This window comes from Nostoc sp., assembly GCF_036917195.1.
In the GTDB taxonomy this organism is placed as follows: domain Bacteria; phylum Cyanobacteriota; class Cyanobacteriia; order Cyanobacteriales; family Nostocaceae; genus Nostoc.
Genome location: NZ_JBALDG010000077.1, coordinates 55054 through 80082 on the forward strand (window position 1 = coordinate 55054; position 25029 = coordinate 80082).

Annotated in this window: 21 protein-coding genes, 1 tRNA gene and 5 pseudogenes; 20 read left to right on the forward strand and 7 right to left on the reverse strand. The window is 41.7% G+C overall.

Annotated features, from left to right (window positions below; translation table 11 throughout):
• Positions 1-3: 3 nt before the first annotated feature.
• The 3 genes from V7K40_RS26635 (at position 4) to V7K40_RS26645 (ending at position 3506) form a co-directional block, all read left to right on the forward strand.
• Positions 4-726, forward strand: coding sequence for a C40 family peptidase (locus tag V7K40_RS26635; protein ID WP_334965094.1), 723 nt, complete (start codon positions 4-6; stop codon positions 724-726).
• Positions 723-1736, forward strand: coding sequence for a glycosyltransferase family 2 protein (locus tag V7K40_RS26640; RefSeq protein ID WP_334965096.1), 1014 nt, complete (start codon positions 723-725; stop codon positions 1734-1736). The genes V7K40_RS26635 and V7K40_RS26640 overlap by 4 nt, the downstream gene beginning before the upstream one ends.
• A gap of 516 nt (positions 1737-2252) precedes the next feature.
• On the forward strand, positions 2253-3506 hold the full coding sequence (locus V7K40_RS26645) for an MFS transporter (protein ID WP_334965098.1): 1254 nt from the start codon (positions 2253-2255) through the stop codon (positions 3504-3506).
• Between the two features lie 38 nt (positions 3507-3544).
• On the opposite strand, the gene V7K40_RS26650 is transcribed toward V7K40_RS26645, so the two are convergent.
• Positions 3545-3618 (reverse strand) — tRNA-Arg (locus V7K40_RS26650).
• A gap of 37 nt (positions 3619-3655) precedes the next feature.
• On the opposite strand from V7K40_RS26650, the gene moaC reads away from it, so the two are divergent.
• The 4 genes from moaC to V7K40_RS26670 all read left to right on the forward strand — a co-directional run bounded on the left by moaC (position 3656) and on the right by V7K40_RS26670 (position 5503).
• Positions 3656-4162 carry a cyclic pyranopterin monophosphate synthase MoaC gene (moaC, locus tag V7K40_RS26655; protein ID WP_334965388.1) on the forward strand — a complete coding sequence of 169 codons (507 nt, stop codon included), beginning with the start codon at positions 3656-3658 and terminating at the stop codon, positions 4160-4162.
• A 164-nt stretch (positions 4163-4326) separates the two neighbouring features.
• On the forward strand, positions 4327-4581 hold the full coding sequence (locus V7K40_RS26660) for a hypothetical protein (RefSeq protein ID WP_334965100.1): 255 nt from the start codon (positions 4327-4329) through the stop codon (positions 4579-4581).
• 118 nt (positions 4582-4699) lie between these two features.
• Entirely contained in the window at positions 4700-5008 is a 309-nt protein-coding gene (locus tag V7K40_RS26665; RefSeq protein WP_273767386.1) for a DUF3181 family protein, read from the forward strand.
• Positions 5009-5287: 279 nt separating this feature from the next.
• Positions 5288-5503, forward strand: coding sequence for an acetyltransferase (locus V7K40_RS26670; RefSeq protein WP_334965102.1), 216 nt, complete (start codon positions 5288-5290; stop codon positions 5501-5503).
• Between the two features lie 131 nt (positions 5504-5634).
• Here V7K40_RS26670 and V7K40_RS26675 read toward each other — a convergent pair whose 3' ends face one another.
• The 3 genes and pseudogenes from V7K40_RS26675 to V7K40_RS26685 all read right to left on the reverse strand — a co-directional run bounded on the left by V7K40_RS26675 (position 5635) and on the right by V7K40_RS26685 (position 7753).
• Positions 5635-6117, reverse strand: a complete 483-nt coding sequence (locus V7K40_RS26675) for an ABA4-like family protein (protein ID WP_334965104.1) — start codon at positions 6115-6117, stop codon at positions 5635-5637.
• A gap of 20 nt (positions 6118-6137) precedes the next feature.
• A pseudogene (cobW, locus tag V7K40_RS26680) lies at positions 6138-6846 on the reverse strand (cobalamin biosynthesis protein CobW); the annotation flags it as partial.
• 190 nt (positions 6847-7036) lie between these two features.
• Positions 7037-7753: a heme oxygenase (biliverdin-producing) gene (locus V7K40_RS26685; RefSeq protein WP_334965106.1), complete on the reverse strand. Its 717-nt coding sequence runs from the start codon at positions 7751-7753 to the stop codon at positions 7037-7039.
• Between the two features lie 628 nt (positions 7754-8381).
• Here V7K40_RS26685 and glmM point away from each other — a divergent pair.
• Positions 8382-9851 (forward strand): phosphoglucosamine mutase, encoded by a 1470-nt coding sequence (gene glmM, locus V7K40_RS26690; protein WP_334965108.1) that lies wholly within the window; start codon positions 8382-8384, stop codon positions 9849-9851.
• 256 nt (positions 9852-10107) lie between these two features.
• On the opposite strand, the pseudogene V7K40_RS26695 reads toward glmM, so the two are convergent.
• A pseudogene (locus V7K40_RS26695) lies at positions 10108-10975 on the reverse strand (IS5 family transposase).
• Positions 10976-11208: 233 nt separating this feature from the next.
• On the opposite strand from V7K40_RS26695, the gene V7K40_RS26700 reads away from it, so the two are divergent.
• From V7K40_RS26700 to V7K40_RS26755, 12 genes and pseudogenes are all read left to right on the forward strand, one after another.
• Positions 11209-11949 carry a glycosyltransferase family 2 protein gene (locus tag V7K40_RS26700; protein WP_334965110.1) on the forward strand — a complete coding sequence of 247 codons (741 nt, stop codon included), beginning with the start codon at positions 11209-11211 and terminating at the stop codon, positions 11947-11949.
• A 65-nt stretch (positions 11950-12014) separates the two neighbouring features.
• Positions 12015-13661 (forward strand): hormogonium polysaccharide biosynthesis protein HpsL, encoded by a 1647-nt coding sequence (gene hpsL / locus V7K40_RS26705; RefSeq protein ID WP_334965112.1) that lies wholly within the window; start codon positions 12015-12017, stop codon positions 13659-13661.
• Between the two features lie 11 nt (positions 13662-13672).
• Positions 13673-14833, forward strand: coding sequence for a glycosyltransferase family 4 protein (locus V7K40_RS26710; protein WP_334965114.1), 1161 nt, complete (start codon positions 13673-13675; stop codon positions 14831-14833).
• Positions 14834-14880: 47 nt separating this feature from the next.
• The gene (gene hpsN / locus V7K40_RS26715; protein ID WP_334965116.1) at positions 14881-15861 is read left to right on the forward strand and encodes a hormogonium polysaccharide biosynthesis glycosyltransferase HpsN; all 981 of its coding nucleotides are present in this window, start codon (positions 14881-14883) and stop codon (positions 15859-15861) included.
• Between the two features lie 69 nt (positions 15862-15930).
• The gene (gene hpsO, locus V7K40_RS26720; RefSeq protein WP_334965118.1) at positions 15931-17127 is read left to right on the forward strand and encodes a hormogonium polysaccharide biosynthesis glycosyltransferase HpsO; all 1197 of its coding nucleotides are present in this window, start codon (positions 15931-15933) and stop codon (positions 17125-17127) included.
• A gap of 14 nt (positions 17128-17141) precedes the next feature.
• Positions 17142-18320: a hormogonium polysaccharide biosynthesis glycosyltransferase HpsP gene (hpsP, locus tag V7K40_RS26725; protein ID WP_334965120.1), complete on the forward strand. Its 1179-nt coding sequence runs from the start codon at positions 17142-17144 to the stop codon at positions 18318-18320.
• Positions 18321-18727: 407 nt separating this feature from the next.
• Positions 18728-19366: a peroxiredoxin gene (locus V7K40_RS26730; RefSeq protein ID WP_334965122.1), complete on the forward strand. Its 639-nt coding sequence runs from the start codon at positions 18728-18730 to the stop codon at positions 19364-19366.
• Between the two features lie 257 nt (positions 19367-19623).
• Positions 19624-20191, forward strand: a pseudogene (locus tag V7K40_RS26735) (transposase DNA-binding-containing protein); the annotation flags it as partial.
• A pseudogene (locus V7K40_RS26740) lies at positions 20189-20263 on the forward strand (IS4 family transposase); the annotation flags it as partial. The pseudogenes V7K40_RS26735 and V7K40_RS26740, both read left to right, overlap by 3 nt.
• Positions 20264-20621: 358 nt before the next feature.
• Complete coding sequence (locus V7K40_RS26745; RefSeq protein ID WP_334965124.1) at positions 20622-21206, forward strand: Uma2 family endonuclease; 585 nt, start codon at positions 20622-20624, stop codon at positions 21204-21206.
• Positions 21207-21255: 49 nt separating this feature from the next.
• Positions 21256-21498 (forward strand): hypothetical protein, encoded by a 243-nt coding sequence (locus tag V7K40_RS26750; RefSeq protein ID WP_334965126.1) that lies wholly within the window; start codon positions 21256-21258, stop codon positions 21496-21498.
• 118 nt (positions 21499-21616) lie between these two features.
• Positions 21617-21782 (forward strand): annotated as a pseudogene (locus V7K40_RS26755) (IS630 family transposase); the annotation flags it as partial.
• Between the two features lie 225 nt (positions 21783-22007).
• Here V7K40_RS26755 and V7K40_RS26760 read toward each other — a convergent pair.
• Entirely contained in the window at positions 22008-23657 is a 1650-nt protein-coding gene (locus V7K40_RS26760; RefSeq protein ID WP_334965128.1) for an MDR family MFS transporter, read from the reverse strand.
• Positions 23620-25023, reverse strand: a complete 1404-nt coding sequence (locus tag V7K40_RS26765; protein WP_334965130.1) for an HlyD family secretion protein — start codon at positions 25021-25023, stop codon at positions 23620-23622. Before V7K40_RS26765 ends, V7K40_RS26760 begins: the two co-directional genes overlap by 38 nt.
• Between the last annotated feature and the right edge of the window lie 6 nt (positions 25024-25029).

Genomic DNA, 25029 nt, shown 5'->3' on the forward strand with positions numbered 1-25029 from the left:
ATAATGTCCTTTAATCTAAAATCCAAAATCCCAAATCCAAAATCAGGGGAGTATCAGTGTCTAGCTAACCTGAACTTATATGATTCTCCTGAATGTACACGCTTGGCAACTCAAGCCGCATCTGGGCGACATTTATGGGTAACATCAAATCATCAAAATTCAGCGGTTGAGCTGTATTTGTGTGAAGATGACTATCCGGGATGGGTATCCCTTTCAGATTTTGATTCATTACAATCTGCTACTGTACCTTATCAGGCTGCAACATTTTCTGAATCTGAAATTAAAAAACTCCTAGCAAAGGTGATCGCCTTTACCCAAAAAGCGATGCAACAATCCAATTATTACCTTTGGGGTGGTACAGTAGCACCAAATTATGACTGTTCTGGGTTGATCCAGGCGGCGTTTGCTTCGGTGAGCATTTGGTTACCCAGAGATGCTTATCAACAGGAAGGATTCACTCAACCAATTACTATTGCAGAATTAGCAGCCGGGGATCTAGTATTTTTTGGAACTAGCCCAAAAGCAACCCATGTCGGACTTTATTTAGCGGATGGTTATTACATCCATAGTTCTGGGAAAGAGCAGGGACGAGATGGGATTGGGATTGATGTTCTCTCAAAACAGGGAAATGGGGTTAGTCAGTCGTACTATCAGCAACTGCGAGGTGCTGGTAGAGTTATCAAAAGTTACGAACCACAGAGACGCACAGGACGCACAGGTATATGAGGAGTGGGAAGGTTTATCAAGGGTTGAGTCAGGAAAATGGGGTGATTTCAGCAATTGTCCCAGATGTTTCGGTGGTGGTGCCGATACATGACGAAGTGGAAAGTTTGCCGCTTTTACTAGAAGCGATCGCATCTACTTTATCCTCTAGTCAGATAAATTATGAAATAATTTGTGTGGATGATGGTTCTACAGATGGTTCCGGGGAGTTTCTCAAAAAAGAGGCGCAAATCCGCACTGATTTAAAAGCGGTGATTTTGCGTCGCAACTACGGTCAAACTGCGGCTATGGCTGCTGGGTTTTATTATGCTGTAGGTAAAGCGATCGTCACTTTAGATGCTGACCTCCAGAATGACCCAGCTGATATCCCCATGTTATTAGCAAAGCTGGCCGAAGGTTACGATTTGGTGAGTGGTTGGCGACAAAAACGCCAAGATGGTGCTGTAAATCGGTTACTTCCTTCCAAAATTGCCAATTGGCTAATTCGTCGCACCACCAGCGTGAATATTCATGACTATGGCTGTTCGTTGAAAGCCTATCGGACAGAACTGTTGGCAGATATGAATCTCTACGGGGAACTACACCGATTTTTACCTGCCCTGGCGTACATTGAAGGAGCTAGAATTACTGAAATACCAGTGCGTCATCACGCCCGTCGCTTTGGTCGAAGTAAATATGGGATTTGGCGGACATTCCGGGTGTTGATGGATTTGTTAACCATTCTGTTTATGAAAAGATTCCTCACCCGCCCGATGCACGTTTTTGGGCTGTTGGGCTTGATTTCAATGATTTCGGGGACAGCGATCGGAATTCACTTGACGTTCGTCAAATTTGCTTTCCATGAGGACATTGGCAATCGCCCTTTGCTGATTTTGGCAGTTCTCCTGTTAGTAACTGGAGTGCAGTTGTTTTGCTTCGGTCTTTTGGCAGAATTGCTCATGCGTACTTACCATGAATCCCAAGGAAGGCCTATCTATCGTGTGCGAGAGGTGGTAGCAAAAAATATTGACTAAGGTAACAATAGTTATGGCGGAATGGCACTAAGAAAAGCCGAAAGGCTTGTGTAACTTTGTTCCCAGTCTGAAGACTCTTAACGAGTTCCAAGAAGCTCTGTCTCTGGTCAAGAAAGAGGAGGCGGAGCCTCCCAAAATAGTTTCCCAGCCTCCAGGCTGAGAACGAGGCAAAACAAGACTTTGGACTTATCTTAGTGCCATTCAGTTATGGGGCATTGGACATTCGACATTGGGGATGAGTAAACACTCAAGAGTAAATATGGTTTACTCTTGACTCCTAACTCCTAATACCATTTTTTTGTGAGGCTGCGCCAAACCCTTTTAACTTCTTTCTTTCTTTCTTTGTGTCCTACCCTGCGGTAAGCCACAACTCTTGGAGACGCTCCGCAAACGTGTCTATACGTCCTTTGCGTCTACGTTTTTCTTTCTTGCACTTAAATATGGTTTAGCGCATCTTCATACAGAATTGGTATAACTCCTAACTATTGACAAAAAATTCATTAAATTGCATCTACTTTGAAAGCATTTAATACCTTTGACGCTGGACTACGGCGCAACCTGCTGATTTTATTTACAGCAGGTTTATTATTCTGGTCGAGCATATCTTCGCTCTTACCAACTTTACCGCTTTACATGGATGATGTGGGCGCAAGCAAACAAGAAATTGGGATTGTGATGGGCAGTTTCGCCATTGGGTTATTGCTATCTCGCCCGATGCTGGGACGTTTAGCCGATGAAAATGGTCGAAAAATTGTCTTGTTGATTGGTACGATCGTAGCTGCGATCGCACCCTTTGGTTACTTGGCAACCCAATCAATTCCACTGTTGATCCTGGTGCGGATTTTTCACGGTATTAGCATTGCCGCTTTTGCCACTGGCTACAGTGCGTTAATCGCGGATTTAGCTCCTACTGAAACTCGTGGTGAAATCATTGGTTACATGACCCTGGCAACTCCCCTTGGTTTAGCAATTGGCCCTGCCTTGGGAGGATATTTAGAAGCTACAAGTGGTTACGGGATATTATTTCTGTTATCTGCTGAATTGGGTTTTGTTGCCCTTCTGGGGATTGTACAAGTCACTAATCCACCAGTGCAGATACAGGAGCAAACTGAGGCAAACAAGCGCAACTTTTGGCAAATTTTGGGCAGTCCCCGGGTGAGAGTTCCAACTATAGTTATGTTACTGATTGGTTTGTCTCTTGGTGCTGTACAGACCTTTGTGTCGCTGTTCCTCAAATCCACTCACGTGGACTTCAATGGCGGACTGTTTTTTACAGTTGGGGCAATTTCTAGTTTTAGTATCAGGGTGTTTGCTGGTAGGGCAAGCGATCACTTTGGTCGTGGTTTGTTTATCACCTTTGGTATTTTTTGCTATGTTTTAGCGTTAATACTACTGTGGCAGGCTGACAGCGCGATCATTTTCTTATTAGCTGCGATCGCTGAAGGTGCTGGTGGTGGTACACTCATCTCCATGATGATCACGATGATGGCAGACCGCTCACTGCCGCAAGAACGGGGGCAAATTTTTGCTATATGTATAGCTGGACTTGACCTGGGGATTGCGATCGCCGCTCCTCTTCTGGGTATCATCGCAGAACTTGTAGGCTATCGCGATATGTTTGGCTACGGTGCTGTGATCACTTCTGTTGCACTTGTGATCTTCCTCACCCAGTCGAGCAAAAACCTATCCAACTCGCTGCGCTTTGCACTAGGTCGTGCTCCAGATGCTTACGCCTTGAACAACTTAAAACTTAGGAGTGAGGAACTTTAATTTCTCACTCCTAACTTTCAACTTTTAACTTTCAAAAACGGGCGAGGAGGGATTCGAACCCCCGACACCGTGGTCCGTAGCCACGTGCTCTAGTCCACTGAGCTACACGCCCTCACCGACAATCTATATTAACACGTTCTAATTAAATGATGCAAGATAATTCTCCATCTAATTTTGCCAACTTAACCCATCTAGATCGCCAAGGACAGGCACAAATGGTGGATGTGTCTGATAAAGCACCCACCGTCCGCCAAGCAGTAGCCGCTGCCAATGTGCGGATGCTGCCTGCAACCTTCGCTGCCATTCAAGCCGGAAATGTGCCAAAAGGAGATGTGTTAGCAACTGCAAGATTGGCTGGGATTATGGCAGGCAAGCAAACAGCCACTTTAATTCCTTTGTGTCATCCGTTGCCTTTACAAAAAATTGCAGTCGAAATTATACCCGATCCGCAACTACCTGGTTATCAAATTCAAGCCACAGTCAAAACCAAAGCTGAAACTGGTGTAGAGATGGAAGCCTTAACTGCCGTTTCTGTGGCTGCCCTGACTTTATACGATATGGCAAAAGCCCTAGAAAAGTCGATTCAAATTGAATCGATTCGTTTAATCAGTAAGAGTGGCGGGAAATCAGGAGATTATTTCCTGCAAGAGCATTAGATAAGAGCGCATTTTACTTTGAAAAAAATCTGTAAGTATTCTGCCAACTGTTCTGCCCGTTGGCTTTTTTAATTAGATTATGACTGGTTATAGAGGTCTAATAGCAACCGCTGTCCCAAAAACCTTAGAATGAGTAAGTGTATTTAAATCTGTAACAAATATTTATGCCTCCTCGTTGGCCTCGCGAACCTGATCGCAAAGACCCTGATTACCGCAAGATAGATGACCGAATGAATTTTGCCATCCATGTGGCGATCGCTGCTAGTATTAATTCTGGCTTGTGGTTTTTCCACATTTTGAAAGCCACTGCCTGGGAGTGGCTGCCTGGGGTGACTTTAAGTTGGACAGGAATATTGTTAGTACATCTAATTTATATTGCTGCGATCGCTAACTACAGTGATCCATCTAAATCCATCTGAAGACGGACTAATGATGCTGGGGCGATTGTAACCTGTGGTAGTAGGACTAGCCTCTCAATTGAACGATAATCTGAAAAAGCCTGAGATTTTGCGCTCTTTTTTAATGTAGGGTTATTTTATGGCTAAGACTAACACCACAGAACTACTAGAAGCCCTAGCAGCTGAAATTGGCGAAAACGTCTACATAGATATTGCCAAATGGCACCTTTATTTATCTAATGCCAAATTGCATACCCTTGTTGCTGAACAGTTGTATCCCTTAATTACTTCTAATAATGTAAATGAAGACCAAGTTATAAAAGTCTTGAAATCAATTCCCGTAAAAATTGGTGGAGGTAAAAGCGAACTTCCTTTAATCGATTTACTACCACTGCAATCCCAAGTCACCTTAGTAGATATTTTAGAAAAATATCAACGTGAAATATAATCGCTAAAATCAAGATTATTTATTTTAGTTGGACAATGTTTTAGTCACCATTCCCTTATTCGATTTGAGATGCTGAATTGGGAATTTATTTGGTGTGTCAATTTTATAAAAATAAAAACTACAAATATATATAGATGAATTTCGGATAATTTATATGTATGTAGAAAAAATTTCCTTTATCAATTAAGGAATGTCGGTGTTCTAAATCAGTTTAGATTTGAGCAACTTTATCTTGAGACTCGTTTTGGACTTTCATGCAAACTCATTGAGGCAATTTCTATGCTTTTACAAGTCAAAGATAGTGGAGAATTGGTAAAAATTCTTGAAATTCAGGAATTACTTGACCCTAATACTGATGTTGTTCAGGCAAAAGACCAAGAAGGTCAAGAAGAACAGCAACCTGAAACTTTTAAAAAAGAAAATCTCATTTTCCCTTCAGGTGAAGTTTTACCACGCTGTTGGTTAGATGCCGACTATAGACATGACAACGCTTAATAATTTTAAAATCAGATAATTGGTAATAGGAGTAAACTGATTCCCTAATCTTATCAAGCCATAGATCCCCGACTTCTCAAAGAAATCGGGGATCTGCTTTTTCACAAACAATTTATGATTGCTATATATAACTATGTGCCAGATGATGACGCAGCTTTTTCTCCTACCGTCACCGCTTCATTGTGCTGAGATTTTGGGAAAAATGTCTTAGTAATCCAGCTAGTCAAGATGTGAGACAGTAATCCCAAAGGGCCAGCAAAGAAACACAGTGCAAGGGAGTGAATTGTCCAAATACCTGTTTTTTGTCCTTCCCAATAAATCCAGCGACCGACAAATAAATCCATCGCTAAAAAATGAATCCAACCCGTTGCAGCAGCCGTTTCATTTGCAAAAAATCGTGCAATATCAGCTAATTGGGGATTCGATAAAGCTTGGGCATTTTCTGGCGTAATGCTGTTGATAAACAAATACAAATATGCTCCAGCTAACAGCACAAAAGGCAGATATGATTCCATTATCCGCCGTGTCACTTTCCAATTTGGCAAGAGAATCATCAATGTCCAAAAAGGTAACACGAAAAGATTGGCAACGTTAAATAGTTGAGAAATAGTCATAGTTTTGTAAAGTCAGGATTGTTGTCTTCGACTGCGGCTTGGAATCCTAATAATATAGATATATCAAGTTGAGAACAATCGCTCTCAACAATCTTCACCACTCTGGGCAACTGTTGTTTAATCAATTCCTCAACTCTAGCTTTTGTCTCAGCATCTACCAAGTCAATTTTATTCAACATCACCAAATCTGCACAAGCAAGTTGGTCTTTCTTCAAACAGTTCTTGCAAAGGTGTTTCGTGTTCTAGACTATCATCTGCTTGGCGCTGGGCTGCGATCGCCTCTGGATCACTGGCAAATGTCCCTGCTGCTACCGCCGCACAATCCACTACCGTAATCACGGCATCCACAGTGGCCGCATTCCGAATTTCCTGCCAGCGAAAAGCCTTCATCAGCGGTTTTGGTAAGGCTAAACCAGAGGTTTCAATCAAAATGCAGTCGATGCTATCTCGCCGCTTGATTAACTCTTGGATCGTCGGGTAAAACTCTTCCTGCACAGTGCAGCATAAGCAGCCGTTGGTTAATTCAAAGATATTACTGTTGCCCTCAGCATCTTCCGGGCAAATTTGACAGGATTTTAACAATTCGCCATCAATTCCGAGTTCGCCAAATTCATTGACTAAAACCGCAATGCCGCGTCCTTGATTGTTTTGTAGCAGGTGGCGAATTAGACTGGTTTTTCCACTACCTAAGAAACCTGTGATCACTGTGACAGGAATTTTTGTTGCCATTATTTAATCAATTGTGCCTGTTTATATCTTCCTTGATCGCTGACTAGATTAGGAATCAGTGTTTATATATTCTGTAAATAGAATTAGCTAACAAACAGCAGTAGGGGCAACATCCCCGCGATCGCCTGATTTTATTCAGGTGAACCCAGAGAGGTTACCCCTAGATTTACAAAATTTTACTTAATAAAGTTTACTCAGCGGTGACGAGTTCAGTACTACCGCGTGTACGACGCCGTGTCAGGCTGTTGTACACCATCACACCGATCGCCTTGATCAAATTGCCCTCCAATTCTTGGAACATATTCATGTTCGTGCCAAAGGCGGCGTTAGCTTCATCAACGATGCGATCGGTTGTAGCATCATCAAGGGGTAATTCATCCAAAGTTTGACGATATTTCGCTTTGAATGCCTTCTCATCAGGAATCTCTGGAAACTCATAAAAGGCTGTTCCTTGCCCATCAGACAAATTCATCGCCGTTACAGCAATATTTTTGAGAATTTGTCCCCCAGATAAGTCACCCAAGTAACGAGTATATGAATGAGCGATTAAGAGTTCCGGTTCTGTGGCAGATATTTCTCGGATGCGCTTTACATAAGCTTCACCTGCGGGAGATAGTTTGATTTGCTCTTTCCAGTTAGCACCAAAGTAATAACCCAGGTCTTGCTCTAGGGTATACTTGCGGTTTAGCTGGGGAAAGTTAATTTTAGAAAGAATTGGGTGCTGGCTATGCTTTTCCATTTCCTCTTCCATCGCTGAGTAGACGAAGTAGAAGTTAGCAACTAGTTTTCGGTAAGAGTTTTTCTCGACTACTCCTCTTAAAAAGCACTTGACAAAACCTACATTTTCTGCCATTGTGTGGGCTTTCTTAGTGCCTACACGTAATTTGGTTGCTAAATTGCTGCTCATACTAAAATTCTCAACTTTAAAAAGTTAACTGCCGGAGTTTCGATTCACTAACGGCTAAAAAAGCCATTAAAACGTTACCTTAAAACTATTTGATGAGAATTTATATTAAAATTTTTTAAGCCACCATCGTTTTGTAGTTTTTTACACAGCAACAAGGCTAATACCAATTACCTGTGAGGTTGCTCCGGAACTGGGGGATTTTGCCCCAAGTCTGACCAAGCTTGGTTTTGTGCAGTTTCACAAAGAAGGAGATATAACTTTACAATTTTTTGTTGTTATTAGCTAAATTTCGCTTTCATTCTCAGCTTTGCTGAAAACACTTCAGAGAGAATTATGGTAATATTTATTACAATTGTTCTGAGGAAGTAAAATTGCAAAGTGTGAATTAATACAGATAAAAATCAAGACTAAAGTTGAGGGCATAAAAGGTTAAAAGGTGGAAACTTTACTAATAACGTAAAAACTAATACTGACTTCATGAAAGATTTACAATTAGATTTATTTAAGTATTATTACGTAATATAATTTTGATTTAGAATGAATTTCTCAAGATAAAAAGCATATCGAAATTGCTGAACAAAGTCTTAAGTGCTATTTTTCAGTGTGATTGTGTGGAGTATTTAAACATATGGTTTCATCTATAACTCGGACACCAGGCATTCCTGGGGATTCTGCTTCCGAAGCTGGCGAATTGGACAAAGGGATTGAGAGCAGTTTTGCATTGAATTTAATCCCATTACCAACAAATCCTTTATTTGGCACAGATGGTATTCGTGGACGAGTCGGAGAATTGCTAAGTGCGCCTCTAGCATTACAAGTTGGTTTTTGGACAGGTATTGTTTTACGTAACAATGCTACTCAAATAGGGCCAGTCATTCTCGGACAGGACTCTAGAAACTCCAGCGATATGCTGGCAATGGCTTTGAGTGCAGGTTTAATAGCAGCGGGGTTAGAGGTTTGGTATTTGGGATTATGTCCCACTCCTTGCGTTGCTTATCTTACCAGCATCAGTGATGCCATCGGCGGAGTGATGATTTCTGCCAGCCATAATCCCCCAGAGGACAATGGCATTAAGGTTTTTGGTGCGGATGGTGGGAAATTACCTCAAATATTGCAGGCAGAAATTGAAGCGGGACTGCGTGGCAAGATATCACCTATTGCTATCAGTAATTGCGGACGGCATTACTCACGTTTGGAGTTAGTGGGGCATTATAGCGAGGCGTTGAAAAAACCCTTAACCAGTGCCCTAAATCTTCAGGGAATGAAGATTGTCTTAGACTTGGCGTGGGGAGCAGCAGTAGGATTAGCACCATCAGTATTTACAGAAATGGGGGCAGAGGTGATCTGCTTGCATAACGAAGCAGATGGCGATCGCATTAATGTTAACTGCGGTTCTACTCACCTAGATATTCTTGCAGCAACAGTACAAGAACACAATGCTGACATCGGCTTTGCCTTTGATGGCGACGCTGATCGCGTCTTAGCTGTAGACAATACCGGAAGGCAAGTTAACGGCGATTACATTCTCTATCTATGGGGAAGCCAATTACAACAAAACCAACAACTGCCAGATAACCTGATTGTATCTACAGTCATGGCTAATTTAGGTTTTGAGAAAGCTTGGCAACAAATAGGTGGTAAGTTGATTCGCACCGCAGTCGGTGACCAATATGTGCAAGCAGAAATGCTGCGGACTGGGGGAATGTTAGGCGGCGAACAATCAGGTCATATTCTTTGCCGTCATTATGCCGTGACTGGAGATGGCTTGTTAACAGCCTTGCATGTAGCAGCTTTGGTGAAACAGGCGGATATTTCCCTAGCAGAATTAGTAGATCAAAGCTTCCAGACCTATCCGCAACTGTTGCGGAACGTGCGAGTCGTAGATCGCGATCGCCGTTTAGGATGGCAAGATTGCCAACCTGTACAACAAGCGATCGCTCTTGCTGAAGCAGCAATGGGTGATTCCGGCAGAATTTTGGTTCGCGCCTCAGGCACAGAACCAGTGATCAGGGTTATGGTGGAAGCTGCCAATGCCGACCTTGCCAACCACTGGACAAATGAATTAGTTTGGCAAGTCCAGCAACACATAGCGGTCTAAGTTACTCCCTTCACCGTCTAAGATTACCTATCTACTTTTTCTTCTTCCTTCTCTTCTCTACCAGAGGTGCAAGGAAGGCGTCTTCACGGTTAGTTAAATTAGGTATTCTTAGTGGAGAAGGGAGTGGCTACTATCTCACCTTTCAAAAGTGTAACTTTTTCGTCGTCACAACTTCTGTAAATTAACCAGCCTTGGTCATCTCTGGAAGATGTAGTATTTGCACTTTTAGGTATATTAGACCTCTTGCAAAAGTCGCTCAGGAAGATTTGATTTTCGGCAGAAAAAGCTCGTAATTGTAGAGAGCAGCAATCAGATTAAACCGCAAACTAAATCTTTTTCGGCGATTTCTATAAGTAAGAGACAAAACTTTAAATACCTTTAACCTACGATTTACATGCTCACCTAAAACTCTAATTTTGGCTAATTCTTGATTACTCTTTTTATCTTCATAACTTAATTTACCGCCCCTGGGTTTTTTCTTGGGAATCCGACTATTGCTATGCATTTTTTGAATACCTTGATAACCTTTATCTCCCAAGCACTCTATGTTTTCTCTTAACCTAACTTTACTATTTTTAAATATCCGAAAATCATGCTCTCTACCCTTGCCATGAGCGGTACAGATGATTTGACCATTGGCTTGGTCTACTATTACTTGTGACTTGAGCGTATGCTGTTTCTTTTTCCCACTGTAGAAGTTTTTCTGTTTTTTTTAGGACGTTCAATTGGACTTTCTGTCACATCTACCACTACCACTTCTAACTGATAATTAGAACTAGCCAACTTTTTCTTCCCAGGAAGAGTAAAAACTCTGGATTTAACCAGTGTATCTTCTATTTTTCGGATAATTCGGTATGCTGTAGACTCGTTTACTCCCCAAGTTTGACCAATATGAAAGTACGTGCGATATTCTCTCCAATATTCCAATGTCATCAACAATTGGTCTTCCATGCTGAGTTTACCAGGCCTTCCTGTTTTTTGTTTTGTTTCCTTTTGCGGTAAGCAAAGCCATGCCGTTAGGCTTATCGCACGATCTTTAGCATGTGGTTAAAAGTCTCTGGGCGTACACCACACAAGCGTTTGAAGTCTTCCGACTTTAGGCTCTTTACTTGTTCGTAGGTCATTCATGTTACCCAACTCTAACTTATTTGTCCCACGCATCTGGGACTTTTGCAAGAGGTCTATTGTAAACCTCTTTTCTAACAAGGAAAGAGGTCTGTGCGTATTCTTTGGTTATCTTCTATAGCAATCCGAATTGAAATGTGAGAAAATACGGAGATTAAAAGTACGTATTTATAGGCATCTCAGCGATTTTATCTCTCACGAATGATTTAGGATTGCTATATAAGGTAATAAAATGCTTGTTTTTGTTATCCCACTTAAAAGTCCGCAAGTTTCCAATTCCTGGGAGCGTGTCACACAATCATTTGAAAGATGTATCAAATCAATTTGCAATCAAATCTCTCCTGATTTTCACGCTATTGTCGTTTGTCATGAACAGCCAAAAATAGAATTTAATCATCCCCAGATTACATACATTACAGTTGACTTTCCTCCTCCCAATGAGACAAACCCTATAGCTAGAGGAGACACAGATAAAGGGCGAAAAATCTTGAAGGGATTAATATATGCTCGTCAATTTTCTCCAACTCACACTATGGCAGTTGATGCAGATGATTGCATCAGTAAAAACTTAGCCACATTTATTAAGCAACATCCTAACTCTAATGGATGGTTTATCAATAAAGGTTATAAATATAAAGAAGCTAGTAAATATATATATATTAAAAGAAAAAATTTCTATTCAATGTGCGGGACATCCAACATTATCCGATATGACTTAAATTTCCTACCAGAAAACGCAGAATATAATCGGGGTTATGGATACTACAAATATTATATAGACCACGGTAAAGTTAGAGGTATATTAGAAAACAAAGATAAACCTATTGAACCATTACCATTTCCTGGGGCAGTTTACATTGTAGAAACAGGGGAAAATCTTTTTTACGGTTCAATGAAGTTAAACTTCAATATTTTTGATCGAAAATCCTTAACTCAATCAGTTAAGGATGAATTCGGCTTGTATAGACTATAGCCATTGTAATCCATTTGTATGTAAGCTATAGATTGTTTTTAAGGCTGATAGGCTACAGCGCCACTATGCCGAAATCCAAGTCAAAAAATCAAAAATCAAAAAAACAGGCTAAAAAAGAAACTCCTACTCTTAGCCTCAAAGAACAGTTAGCCCAAAAGCGCAAAGCAGCCCAAGCACGTAAAGAATTCACTAGCTTACTCACCACTGCCACTATTAGCGGTGTCTTCTTTGGCATTGTGCTTTTTTTTGTAGGTGGAATTAAAGCGGCAGTTCCTGGTGTTTTGGGGATACTCGTCATCTCCCTTTCCTACAAATACCCGCGCCAAGCGCTATATGCCTTCATCATTTACGTACCTATTGGGGGTACTATCACTTACTACTTGGGCAATAGTCCCATACTCCAATTAGCTAAAGATGCTTTTTACGTTCCAGCGCTAGTTGGACTTTGGCAAACTTGCCGTAAACAAGGGCTACCCATAATTATTCCCCAAGGCATTAAAATCCCACTTTATATTGTTTTGGGTTGCAGTCTGCTAACGCTGTTGTTCGTTAATGGTGGACAGCAGTTTAACCCACCTAGTGTGGGACTATTGGAAAAAGCGCCCAACGAAATACCTTTAGGAATGGGAATTCTGGGACTAAAAGTATTTTTAGGCTATGTCCCCCTGATTGGTTGTGCCTACTATCTAATTCGCGATAAGCGGGATTTTCTATTTTTATCGCGCCTCCAGATTGTCCTCACACTCATTTGCTGTGTGCTGGGATTTATTCAATACCTGTTACTACTAACTGGTGTATGTCAAGGCACTAGAGGTCTTGAAGGAAATGCCCTATTTGTCACATCACTAGAAGCCCGGTGTTATTTTGGTGGAGCGCTCTTATATAGTCCCGAAGAAGGGGTTATTCGCTTACCAGGGACATTTGTAGCTCCTTGGCAGTGGGCATGGTTCTTAATTTCCAGCACCTTTTTTACCTTTGCCACCGGCTTCACCGACCCTTCGCCAATATGGCGGCTGGTCGGTTTAGGTTCTTTAGTGACAGTCTTTATCAATGCTGTAATCTCTGGACAGAGAATCGCCTTAGCTTTAGTACCAACTTGCTTCGGGATTTTGCTCTTGCTCACTGGACAAATTGGCAACCTTAAACGATTTATCCCTATAGGGATAGGACTTGCTTTAGTTTTGGGAATTGTGATGGTGACTAACCCTGCTGTCGTGCAAGAGAGAACCGAGAGTTTTACCGGTCGCTGGGACGCTTCACCACCTCAAGATTTTATTGTCCAGCAATTTGAAGAGAATTGGAAAAACGTAGACGGTCCCTTGGGAAGTGGCTTAGGTCGAGCAACTAACTCTGCTCGTGTAATGGGTTCAACCAAACTCGTAGAAACCTACTATCCCAAAGTCCTTTATGAAGTTGGAATTCTTGGAGTACTAGCTTTTCTGGGTTTAGTAACAAGTTTAACAATTATTGGCTTTAAGACCTATCGCTCCATAAAAAACCGTAATTTCCGCAGTTACGGAGCAGCTTTGTGGGTGTTTATATTGTTTATTAGTTACAACACTTACTACTATCCTCTGGATGTTGATCCGGTTGCTGTCTATTATTGGTTTTTTGCCGGAGTTCTTTTTAAATTGCCAGAACTGGAGAAACAAGATCAAGAAGATGCCAACCCTCAGCAAAAAAACAAGAGAAAACGTCTAAAAACAATTTAAATGAAATAAAAATGGCAAAAGTTATCATAGCAGGTCAAAAACACCTCAGCATTCCAAACCTACCTCGAAATTCTCGGCATACACTCATCCGCCCCAAGCCTTTCCCTGCAGGCAGATATCCTATAGAAAAAATTTGGTATCCTTTAAGCAGCTTTATGGCTTGGCAACCTGTATGGGGAAGATACCAAGCAATTCATTCTTTCAACAGAATTTTATATACAAATAAACCTTGGTTTTTCACCTTTGAAGATCATCGTGTTTTATATAGAAATCCTCAAAATCAAAGCGAAGCTACAATTTATGAAATATTAAATAATCGGTTAGCATTAGACAATTGCCAAAAACTTATCGCTATTTCCGATTATGCCAAGTTGAGATTAATTAAGCGGATAGAAGGTTGGAAGATAGAAGAAAAAGTAAGCAATAAATTAGATGTTATTCATCCAAACTTCCCAGTCAGAGTTAGCCAACCAAAACTATATCAGGAACAGCAAAATCTCCAGCTTGTATTTATCGGAAACCACATTGCCCGCAAAGGCGGAGTTGTTGCTTTAAGACTCGCCAAGAAAGCTGAAAAATTAGGTTTACCTATTACTGTACATATAATTTCGGATATGGGGCATGGTTCAGGAGTCCCGACTGATTTTCCCGATACCACAAAATATGTAGAGGATTTAAATTTACTGAAGTTAAATAATGTTGTATTTCATAACAATATTGATAATGACAAAGTTATTGAGTTATTATCGCAAAGTCATTTTCAAATAATGGCGACATTACATGATACTTATGGTTATAGTATCATCGAAGGCTTTTCCGTTGCAACTCCTGCAATTACAACAAATGTATGTGCTTTACCAGAGTTTATTCGTCATGGCGAAAATGGCTATATTTTAGAATTACCAATTAATGAACTCAGGCACTGGAGCAATTGGTTGCACGGAGATAAAATCAAAACTAATGAATATTGGGAAATTCTAAACAGCACCTATGACTATTTGGCAGAGCAAGCATTGCAACAAATCATTCAATTTTTTGATAGAAGTGATAAACGAGAACATTACGAATTTTTAAGTGCAGGAGCATTAGCTCAAGCGCGAATTGTGCATAACTCCGAAAAGCAAAATGAGTTATTTGATAATCTTTATGCAGCAGTGTCAGGAGTATATTAATTTTTATAAGGTTATTATCAAAGTAAGAAAATCGCTTAATAAAAATTATGAATAATTATCCTTTAGTTACTGTAGTTATCCCGACCTATGGTCGAGAGGAAGCGCTACAGGATAGCATTGTAGATGTCCTGAAACAAAACTATCCAAATTTTGAAGTCTTAGTGGTAGACCAAACCCCAAAACACCAACCAGAAATTCAAGCCTACTTAGAAGAGATGGTAGGGGCAGGTAAAATTAAATGGTTGCGCTTAGATTGGGCTAGTTTGCCAGGGGCGCGAAATTACGCTGTGCGGCGGTCTTCTGGTGAAATAATATTATTTATTGATGATGATGTTCAGCTAACCCCAGAATTGTTAACAGCCCATGCGAAAAATTATTTGCAAAATCCAGAAGTGGGGGCTGTGGCCGGACGGGTATTTGACAGAATGAAATTGGATGATTCTGGAGGAGATTTACAGATTGAATATCTGCCTCCTGAAGCAATGGACCCAGGAATTGCTTGGTATCATATTGATTTAGTACATACTATCAAACCCCAACAAGTGCTAACAGCAAGGGGTTGCAATATGTCATTTCGCCGTGAAATTTTTACTAAGTACGGGCTGAGGTTTGATGAGAGGTTTGGCGGTAGTGCAGTGCGCGAAGAGTCAGATTTTTGTTTACGGGTGCGACAAACAGGATATAAGATTTGGTACGACCCAGAAGCCCATTTGGTGCATCTAGGTGAAGAAACAGGGGGTTGTCATGATATTAGTATGCGATCGCTCAAATATCAACTCACCTTTTATCACAACCATTTCCTACTAGGGCTGAAAAACCTCACTCTTACTCAAGCTTTACGCTTATACGGCCGTTTATTTGACTGTCACGTTCTGGGACGCCCACCTTGCCATAAAAGCGGTTCCCCCATCAAAATTGCCACTCGTGCTATTTTCTACACTTTAGGTTTTTTCAAAGCCTTGGGTACTGTCATCCAATCACTATGGAACGATGGTCAAATTTACAGTCGATTGGATGAACAAGTTTAGTTAGGAGTCAGGAGTTAGTGAAAAACAAAGGACAACTGATAAAAAATAAATAAGAACTAATAAATATCAATGAAAATCTTAGTTGCTAGTCACACTTATATTGTAGACCTCAACTGTGAGAAATTACGCGCTTTATCTCAACTAGAACCTAACATTGAAGTGACAGTTATAGTCCCAAAGCGTTGGAAACCAGGTGGCGTGCAAAACAGAATTATTGAAACTGAATACAGAGATGAAGGCACATTTAAAATAGTTCCAGTTTCTAATTTCAGTCAAAATCATCAGGGACTCCTTACCTTTGGCACTGATTTAATATCTTTGTTAAAACAATTTTCTCCCCAAATCATCCAAGTGGAACAAGGGTCTAGAGGACTGGCTTATACTCAGATGATTGCTTTAAATAAGCTATTAGGACTCAAGGCAAAAAATGTGTTTTTTACCTGGTGGAATTTACCCTATGAGCTAAAATTACCAGTTGCTTTATTAGAAAAATATAACCTCAATCACAGCCACGGGATCATTTCTGGCAATCAGGATGGGGCAGAAGTTTTGCGACAACGGGGATATCAAGGAGTAATTAAAGTCATGCCGCAACTGGGTGTAGATGAAAGTCTATTTACTCCCAAAGCCCAACCAGAATTAGCAGCTAAGTTGGGCATTAATAAAGAGGATTTTGTAGTAGGTTTTGTTGGGCGATTTGTACAAGAAAAGGGTTTATTAACACTTTTGCAAGCCTTAGTGACTTTGAAAAATAAACCTTGGAAATTACTGTTGTTGGGACGGGGAGAGTTGCAAACTCAATTAATCAAAATAGCGGCAAAAAATAATATTAAAGAGCGGTTAATTTTAAGAGAAAGTGTCCCCCATGACGAGGTTGCAAACTATATCAATTTAATGAGTACTTTAGTACTGCCTTCAGAAACAACTTACAAGTTTAAAACCTTAACTTCAGTTGGTTGGAAAGAACAATTTGGTCATGTGCTAATTGAGGCAATGGCTTGCCAAGTACCTGTGATTGGTTCTGATTCAGGTGAAATTCCCTATGTAATTGGTGATGCTGGTTTAGTATTTCCTGAAGGTGATGTTCAAGCCCTTGCTAATTGCTTAGTTCAATTAATAGATAAACCCTATTTTGCTCACACTCTGGGTGAAATGGGTTATCGAAAAGCAATGATTAAATATACAAATAAAGCTTTGGCTAAACAGCAATTAGAGTTTTATCAAGAATTGGTTAATGGTCAAGAGTCATTGGTTATTAGCAAATGACAAATGGCAAAAAAATGAAAATATTACAAATCGTTCCCTCAATTTCTCTGATTTACGGCGGCCCCAGTCAAATGGTACTAGGATTAGCTCCAGCTTTGGTAAAAGAGAGAGTGGAAGTTACAATTCTCACAACCGATAGTAATGGTGATAATGGTCAAACACCTTTGAATATTCCCTTAAATCGCCCAATTGAACAAGATGGCTATGAAATAATTTACTTTCGTTGTGCCCCGTTTCGTCGCTATAAATTTTCCCTAGATTTATTAAACTGGCTAAAACGTCATGCTCATGAGTTTGACATAGCACATATTCATGCTCTATTCTCTCCTATAAGTAGTGCTGCTGCTATTGTGTGTCGTCAGCAAAAGCTACCTTATATTTTCCGTCCTTTAGGTACTCTCGATCCGGCTGATTTACGGAAAAAAAAGCAATTAAAACAGCTTTATGTTGCAATTATAGAACGTCAAAATTTAGCTAGTGCCGCAGCAATTCATTTTACCAGCGAACAAGAAGCTAAAATATCAGAACGATTTGGAGTATCTACGCCAGATTTAGTGATTCCCTTGGGTGTGATTCCTCCTCAATCCCCCCTTAAAAATGTATGTAGTCAGTTAGAAATACCAAAGGATGTACCTTTAGTGCTGTTTATGTCACGAATTGACCCGAAAAAGGGGTTAAATTTGTTGATTCCGGCGCTGGAGAAGCTATTAGCAGTTAATTATAAGTTTCATTTTGTCTTAGCTGGGACAAATCCCCAAGATCCAGATTACGAACAAAAGATAATATCCCAAATTCAAAATTCACCGCTGCGATCGCACACTACAATTACTGGCTTTGTCACTGGTGAATTAAAAGTTAGTTTACTACAAGCTGCTGATTTATTTGTCTTACCTTCCTACTACGAAAATTTTGGGATTGCTGTAGCTGAAGCGATGGTAGTAGGAACACCTGTGATAATTTCTGACCAAGTGCATATTTGTCAACAGGTGCGTGATAGTGAGTCGGGTTGGGTGGGTGCAACAGATGTCCAAGCACTGGTAGAGTTACTGCAAGAAGCTTTGCAAAATCCCGCAGAACGCCAACGACGGGGATTAAACGCCCAAAAATATGCATTGGAAAATTTTAGCTGGGATGCGATCGCAAAGCAAACAATCCAAGCCTACCAGGAAATTCTAACGAACAAATTAATTTAACCCAATGCAGACAATAGCAGATTACCCTAATAACTGAAAATTGATACTTCTCCAGGCGATTTTGGAGAGGATTTTTAAACAATTCTGAATACAGTGAATATTCAGATGACAATCTTTGCTTTTAATTATAAAAATGTGTAATCAAGCTGAGATTATCTAAGTACTATGAAAGATAGTGGTAATGACTGGAAGGGTTTTATCTTTGCTTTTATATTCATAAGAGCCATAATTTAAATCATATATGTGTATTTTAGTCAATACTTTTACCTCCCGATACTCTCTTATCCGAGAGTGCTGACAACCTAAAATTTTGTTTCAAACCGCTAAAGCCCGATTGGGAAATAGGGGTTTTATGTCATGATGGCAAAGTAGAACACATATGCTTTTCTAACTACAGGGAATCTCACATGGCTCTCCGTCTAGGTGACACAGTACCCAACTTTACGCAAGCCTCAACACACGGCGACATCGATTTTTACCAATGGGCAGGTGACAGCTGGGTAGTGCTGTTCTCTCACCCTGCTGATTTTACACCTGTTTGCACAACAGAACTCGGCACAGTTGCCAAGCTCAAACCAGAATTTGACAAACGCAATGTCAAAGCGATCGCACTTAGCGTTGATGATGTTGAATCCCACAAAGGCTGGGTGGGAGATATTGAAGAAACTCAAAGCACCACCCTTAACTACCCAATTTTGGCGGATGCGGATCGCAAGGTTGCTGACCTTTACGACATGATCCACCCCAATGCTAATGCGGCTGTAACAGTGCGATCGGTTTTCGTGATTGACCCCAATAAGAAACTCCGTCTCTCTTTCACTTACCCCCCCAGTACGGGACGCAACTTTGATGAACTTTTGCGGGTGATTGATTCTCTGCAATTAACTGATAATTACAGCGTGGCGACACCAGCTGACTGGAAAGACGGAGAGGATGTCGTAATTGTCCCCTCCCTGAAAGATCCAGAAGTACTCAAAGAGAAATTCCCCAAAGGTTATGAGGAAGTCAAACCTTATCTGCGGGTAACTCCTCAGCCTAACAAGTAAATCTGAAAATGATTTCGGATAAAAAAGCAAAGGCGCAAAGTTATATAGCTGTTCTCAGTTGGGTGCAGTACAGTTTTTACCTCTCTCCAAACCTCTCTCCTGCAAGGAGAGAGGCTTTGAGTCTTACTCCCCTTCCCTAAAAGGCTATCCATTACCCGCATCTTTCTCAACATTTATACAACTTACTTAAAATATGCCAAAAGCGTTGATAGGTATAGTTTTTGAGAGAAGAGAATATTTGTGGGTAATGGTGCATCATGGAAAAATGGGCTTGGGTTGAATTAAAACAGGCAGATTTAGGAGACACGAGACGAAACAAGCGTCTAGTAAGGATCGTAGAAGACTTGGCAGCACAACCAAGCAGTAGCGTACCTCAAGCCTGTGGAAACATAGCCGCAACCAGCGCAGCATACGATTTTTGGAACTCACCTTACTTTCAGCCAGATGATATACGTAACGCTCATGTAAAAAGCACAGTTGCTCGAATCAAAGAACATGATGTGGTGTTGATGATTCAGGACAGGACAAGTATAGATTTAACCAGCCATAAAGCAACAAATGGTCTCGGCTATCTTGACCATACAAAAAGCTTTGGATTAAAAGTACATTCAACGCTGGCTGCAACAATTAATGGAGTACCATTAGGAATTGCTTTTCAGCAAGTATGGGCACGAGATATTGAAAATTTGGGTATAGCAAAAAAACGTCGTCAACGGGAAACACAAGATAAAGACTCGTCTTCGTTGGTTAGATGGATTAAAAGTAACGCAACAGTTAGTACCAATAGAATTGATAGTCGTAACAATGGGCGATTCAGAACGAGAAGCAGTACGAATGATTGCGACTCTAGGCGGCTTTTTGGGTCGCAAAGGCGATGGTGAGCCTGGTGTGAAAACTAGAGGAGCGAGGATTGCGGCGATTACACGATATCACCGCCACCTGGAAATTAGTCCATCAGATTTCCTAGTTCATGATTCATTATGTTTAGCGATCACCTAGAAAATTTCCTTTCGACTACACAATTCCCTATTTTTGTCAATCTTCCTTAGAAGTTCTCATGAGCAAATCCTCTGGCTGACTTATTTTCCGCAATGTTAAGAAAGATGTGACTAATGGATAGCCGAAGCGGGAAGGGGTCGGTCGGGGGTTAGGTCTGTATTGGACTCAACTGCAAACCACTATATCTTGGCGTCTTTGTTTCTTTGCGTGAGAATATAGTTACTTGGCTAGGTATCTGAACCTGGAGGAAATCTTGATGTTTTCATCCCCTTTGGTTTTACAAATTCCGTCATCAATGCAAATGACAGACGAACAATTTTTTGAGTTCTGTCAGGTGAATCGGGACTTACACATTGAGCGGAATAAATTTGGAGAATTGGTAATTATGCCTCCTACTGGTTCAGAGACAGGAAACCGAGAAGTTAATATCTCAGGACAGCTATGGGTGTGGTCAGAACAAGATGGTAAAGGTATAACTTTTAGCTCTGGTACTGGATTTCAGCTATCAACAGGTGCAGAGCGATCGCCAGATGCTTCCTGGATTCAACTAGAACGGTGGAATTCTCTATCTCCAAAACAACAAGAAAGGTTTGCTCCCATTTGTCCAGATTTTGTAGTCGAACTCAAATCTCTTAGCGACAACCTCCAAACTTTGAAGGAAAAAATGGAGGAATATATGAATGAGCCAGGAATACAGTTAGGCTGGTTGATTGATCGTAAGCAGCGTAAAGTTTATATTTATCGTCCTGGATTGCCAGAGGAATGTTTGGATAATCCTGTTAGTGTAAGCGGCGAGTCGGTATTGCCTGGGTTTATTTTGAATATGAGTAAAGTTTGGTAAAGAAAGTTTTATAAAGCAGTTTAACTATTCACAAGCAACAAGGTTAAAAATGTTAACTAGTGTTGAAGGGAGATATTGTAATGGTCGAGTGGAACTCACTGAACAACCCACCGATGTAGATGAAGGAACACGAGTAATTGTGACTTTTATCAGGTCGGATGAGATTGACCTAGCCTCTCAAGGAATTAACGAAGCGCAGGCTGAGATTTTGCGATCGCATCTAGCAACCTTTGCAGATGACTGGGATAGCCCGAAAATGAGTATCTATGACAACTATAGGAATCATATTTGATTTTTGAAAAAAGCTAAGAGATAATACGTAGAAAGATATAGTCTAAAAAACAATAATGAGAAATCAGGCTTTCCAAGCAGCGATACCTTCGGTAAGCTTTCCTGCGAAACGCTGCGCGAACGCTAACGCAGAACTACAAGAATTTATAGATGAGCGTCCAGATGCCCGTGAAGTGAGGAAAGCGCTATTCTGTAAAACTGGTTTATCAAAACTACAAATATGAGGAAATTCAAACAATTTTAGATGTCTCACTTGGTTCGATAACAACATGGAAACAAGCCTATAGACTTTACTTTAGTTTACAAATTAGCTCTAATTAATCACGCAGATGACTATTGCAATTACTCTCATTGCTCTTGGAGTCTTAACACAAGCGGTTGTTTTGGCAACCTCACGATCATCGCTGGTTCTATTTAATCAGACTTGTCAAACTTGCGGCTATCAGATTCCGCCGATGGAGCGCTCACCCGCATTCCACGACTGCCCAGAATGTACTCGTCTATCCAATCTTAGTGACTCGCTGCCCCGCTCGTAGGCTTGGCTTTTTTGAGTAGTAGCACCAGGAGCGCACCCGCAAACAGAGCATAGCCCATAAACAGGAAGCAATCGTTAAAGGACATAACGTTTGCCTCCCGACGAACAATATTGCCAATCTGGGCAATTGCTTGATTCTGTGCATTGACAGGAGCGGCCCCTTGATTTGTGAAGAACTGCGTCAGTTGGTCAATGCGATCGCGCGTAATCGGATTTGAGAGCGATACAGCATCTACCAATCGATTCGAGTGGAATCGTTCCCGCACCGATTGCAGCGTCCCCAGAATGGCAATGCCTACGGAGCCGCCCAGGTTTCGTGCCATGTTGTAAATTGCTGAAGCAGAGCCAATCTGCTTCGGTTCAATGCCAGCGGTTGAGATACTCGAAAGTGGCGTGATGATTAGGGGTTGCCCCAATGCCCGCACAATTTGAGCTGGGATCAATTGATCTATGCCTGTATCGTGAGTCATATGAGAGTTCATAAAACAACTGACTCCAAACAGCGCCAGCCCAATTGCGACTAGTACCCGGAGGTCAACTCGTTGCATTAGCTTGGGCACAAACGGCGTGATGAAAAGCTGAGGAATGCCTGACCACATAATGGTTTCACCAATCTGCATAGCGTTGTACCTCTGCACCTGCGCTAGGTAGAGCGGTAGGATGAAGGTCGAACCATATAAACCCAATCCCAATGCCAGGGTAATCACAGTCGATAAGCCGAAGTTGCGCCGTCCTAACAATCGTAGATTCAACAACGGTTGCTGGCGCATGAACTGAATGATGACAAACAACGGCAGAGAGATTGCCGCAATAATTGCGGCTCGCTGAATTTCCTCAGAGCCGAACCAGTCTTTGCGATTTCCTTCATCCGCAAAAAACTCAAAAGAAGCGAACCCGATCGCCATTGTAATGATGCCCCACCAATCCCCATTTCGCAAGAGGTTGATCTGCATTGGCTGAGGCTTGAGTCCATACCAGACCCCCGCAATCAGCAATAGACCTGGAATGACGTTTATGTAGAAGATATATTGCCAACTATAGTTATCAGTGAGCCAGCCGCCAATCGTCGGGCCAATTGAGGGGGCGAAGGTTGCCGTGATTGAGAATAATGCCAAGCCGATTGGCTGCTTAGAGGCTGGCAAAGTCATCAAAATCACGGTAAACGACATCGGGATCAACACTCCCCCGGTAAATCCCTGCCCTGCCCGGAAAAAAATCATCATCGGCAGGTTGACAGCAAAGGCACAGGCGATCGAAAAAATTAAGAACAATACAGCATTGACCAGCAAATATCGCCGCACTGAAAACACCTGCGACAACCACCCAGTCAGAGGAATCACCACAATCTCAGCGACCAAGTAGCCTGTAGAGATCCAAGAGCCTTCATCAATCGTGGCACTCAACGCGCCCGTGATGTCATTAAGAGAAGCATTTGTCACCTGGATATCTAGCACTGCCATGAATGCACCCAATAAGGTTGCCATGACTCCAACCCAGTCTTTAAACGAAACAGTCCGTTCTGAGGAAGATTGGGCGCGAGAGGACGATTTTTGTGAACTGGTGCTGGTGTTGGCCATTGGGTGGCATTTAGTGGTTAACGATTGGCGAGCGGTTATTAGACCCATGATGGGTCATTTCTAATTCACTTGTATTAACGGTTGGAATCACCGACATTCCCGATGTAATCAGCGTTTCGTATCCTCTAATGCTGTCTGGATCAAAGATGATTTTGACTGGAACGCGCTGCACAATCTTAGTGAAATTACCAGTGGCATTGTCAGGCGGCAGCAGGGCAAAATCGGCTCCCGAAGCTGGAGATATACTATCGACTTTGCCTGTAAACCGATGATGGCGATAGGCATCAATCTTGATTTCAACAGGCTGTCCGGGTCGCATATTTTCCAACTGTGTCTCCTTGAAATTGGCAACAATCCAGGGAGTCGTCTGTACTAGAGACATCAAAGTTTGTCCGGGCTGAACCCGTTGTCCGATTTGGACTGTTTTATTGCCAATCCGCCCTGCTATTGGAGCGACAATCGAAGTATACGACAGTTGCAGTTGTGTATTTTTCAACTCGGCTTCTGATTGAGCAACCGTTGCTAATGCTGCTTGGTACTGCCGTCGATTCACCGCCGTTTGTTTACTAGCTGCATTTGCTTGTTGCAGGTTTCCTCTAGTAGAACTAAGTTTCGCTTGGGCATTGGAGAGATTTTTTTGCGCCTGCACAACTTTAGCTTGTGCTTGCTTAATCTGCTCGGCAGTCGCATCATATTGCGCTAACGCTGCCTCATATGTTGCTCTGTTTGTATCCAGGTCTTGTTGAGGCACCGCACCTTCAGCAGAGAGCGCAGTATAACGCTGATAATCACGCTTGGCTTTGATTAAATTTGCCTTGACTTGGGCAAGTTGAGCCTGTGCTACGGGTACCCCTGCCCGTGCTTCTGCCAAAGCCGCTTCTGAAGTAGAGACGGTTGCTGCCGCCGCATCAATATTTCCTTTCGCTTCTGTCGTCTGACCCGCGGCAGTCGTTGCCGTCACGCCAATATTTGCTTGAGCCACTGCTGCTTGCTGTTTCGCTGATTCTAAGGCTGCTTTTGACTGCTGTTGCACTACTTCATAGTCACGCGGATCTAATTTCGCTAGGACATAACCCTGCGATACCGATTGGTTATCATTTACCTCCACCTCGACGACTGTTCCATTAATACGAGCATTGACGGGATAAATATTAGTAGTAATATAGGCATCGTCAGTTGACTGATGAACTGAAGCAAAACGCCACCAGCGGTAGCCAAAAATAGCGCCAGTAATTAACCCTACGCCCAGCAAGCCAAACAATATCCACTTTCGACGAGGATGTCGGTGCTGCGGACTAGGAGAACTCGATGCTGGTTCAGCCGTTGAACTGACAGAAGATCCTTTTTTGTCCATTACAGCCGATTTTTGTCCGTCAACAGTTTGGTTTTCGTGAGTTGATTTATCAGGTTCCATTACTAT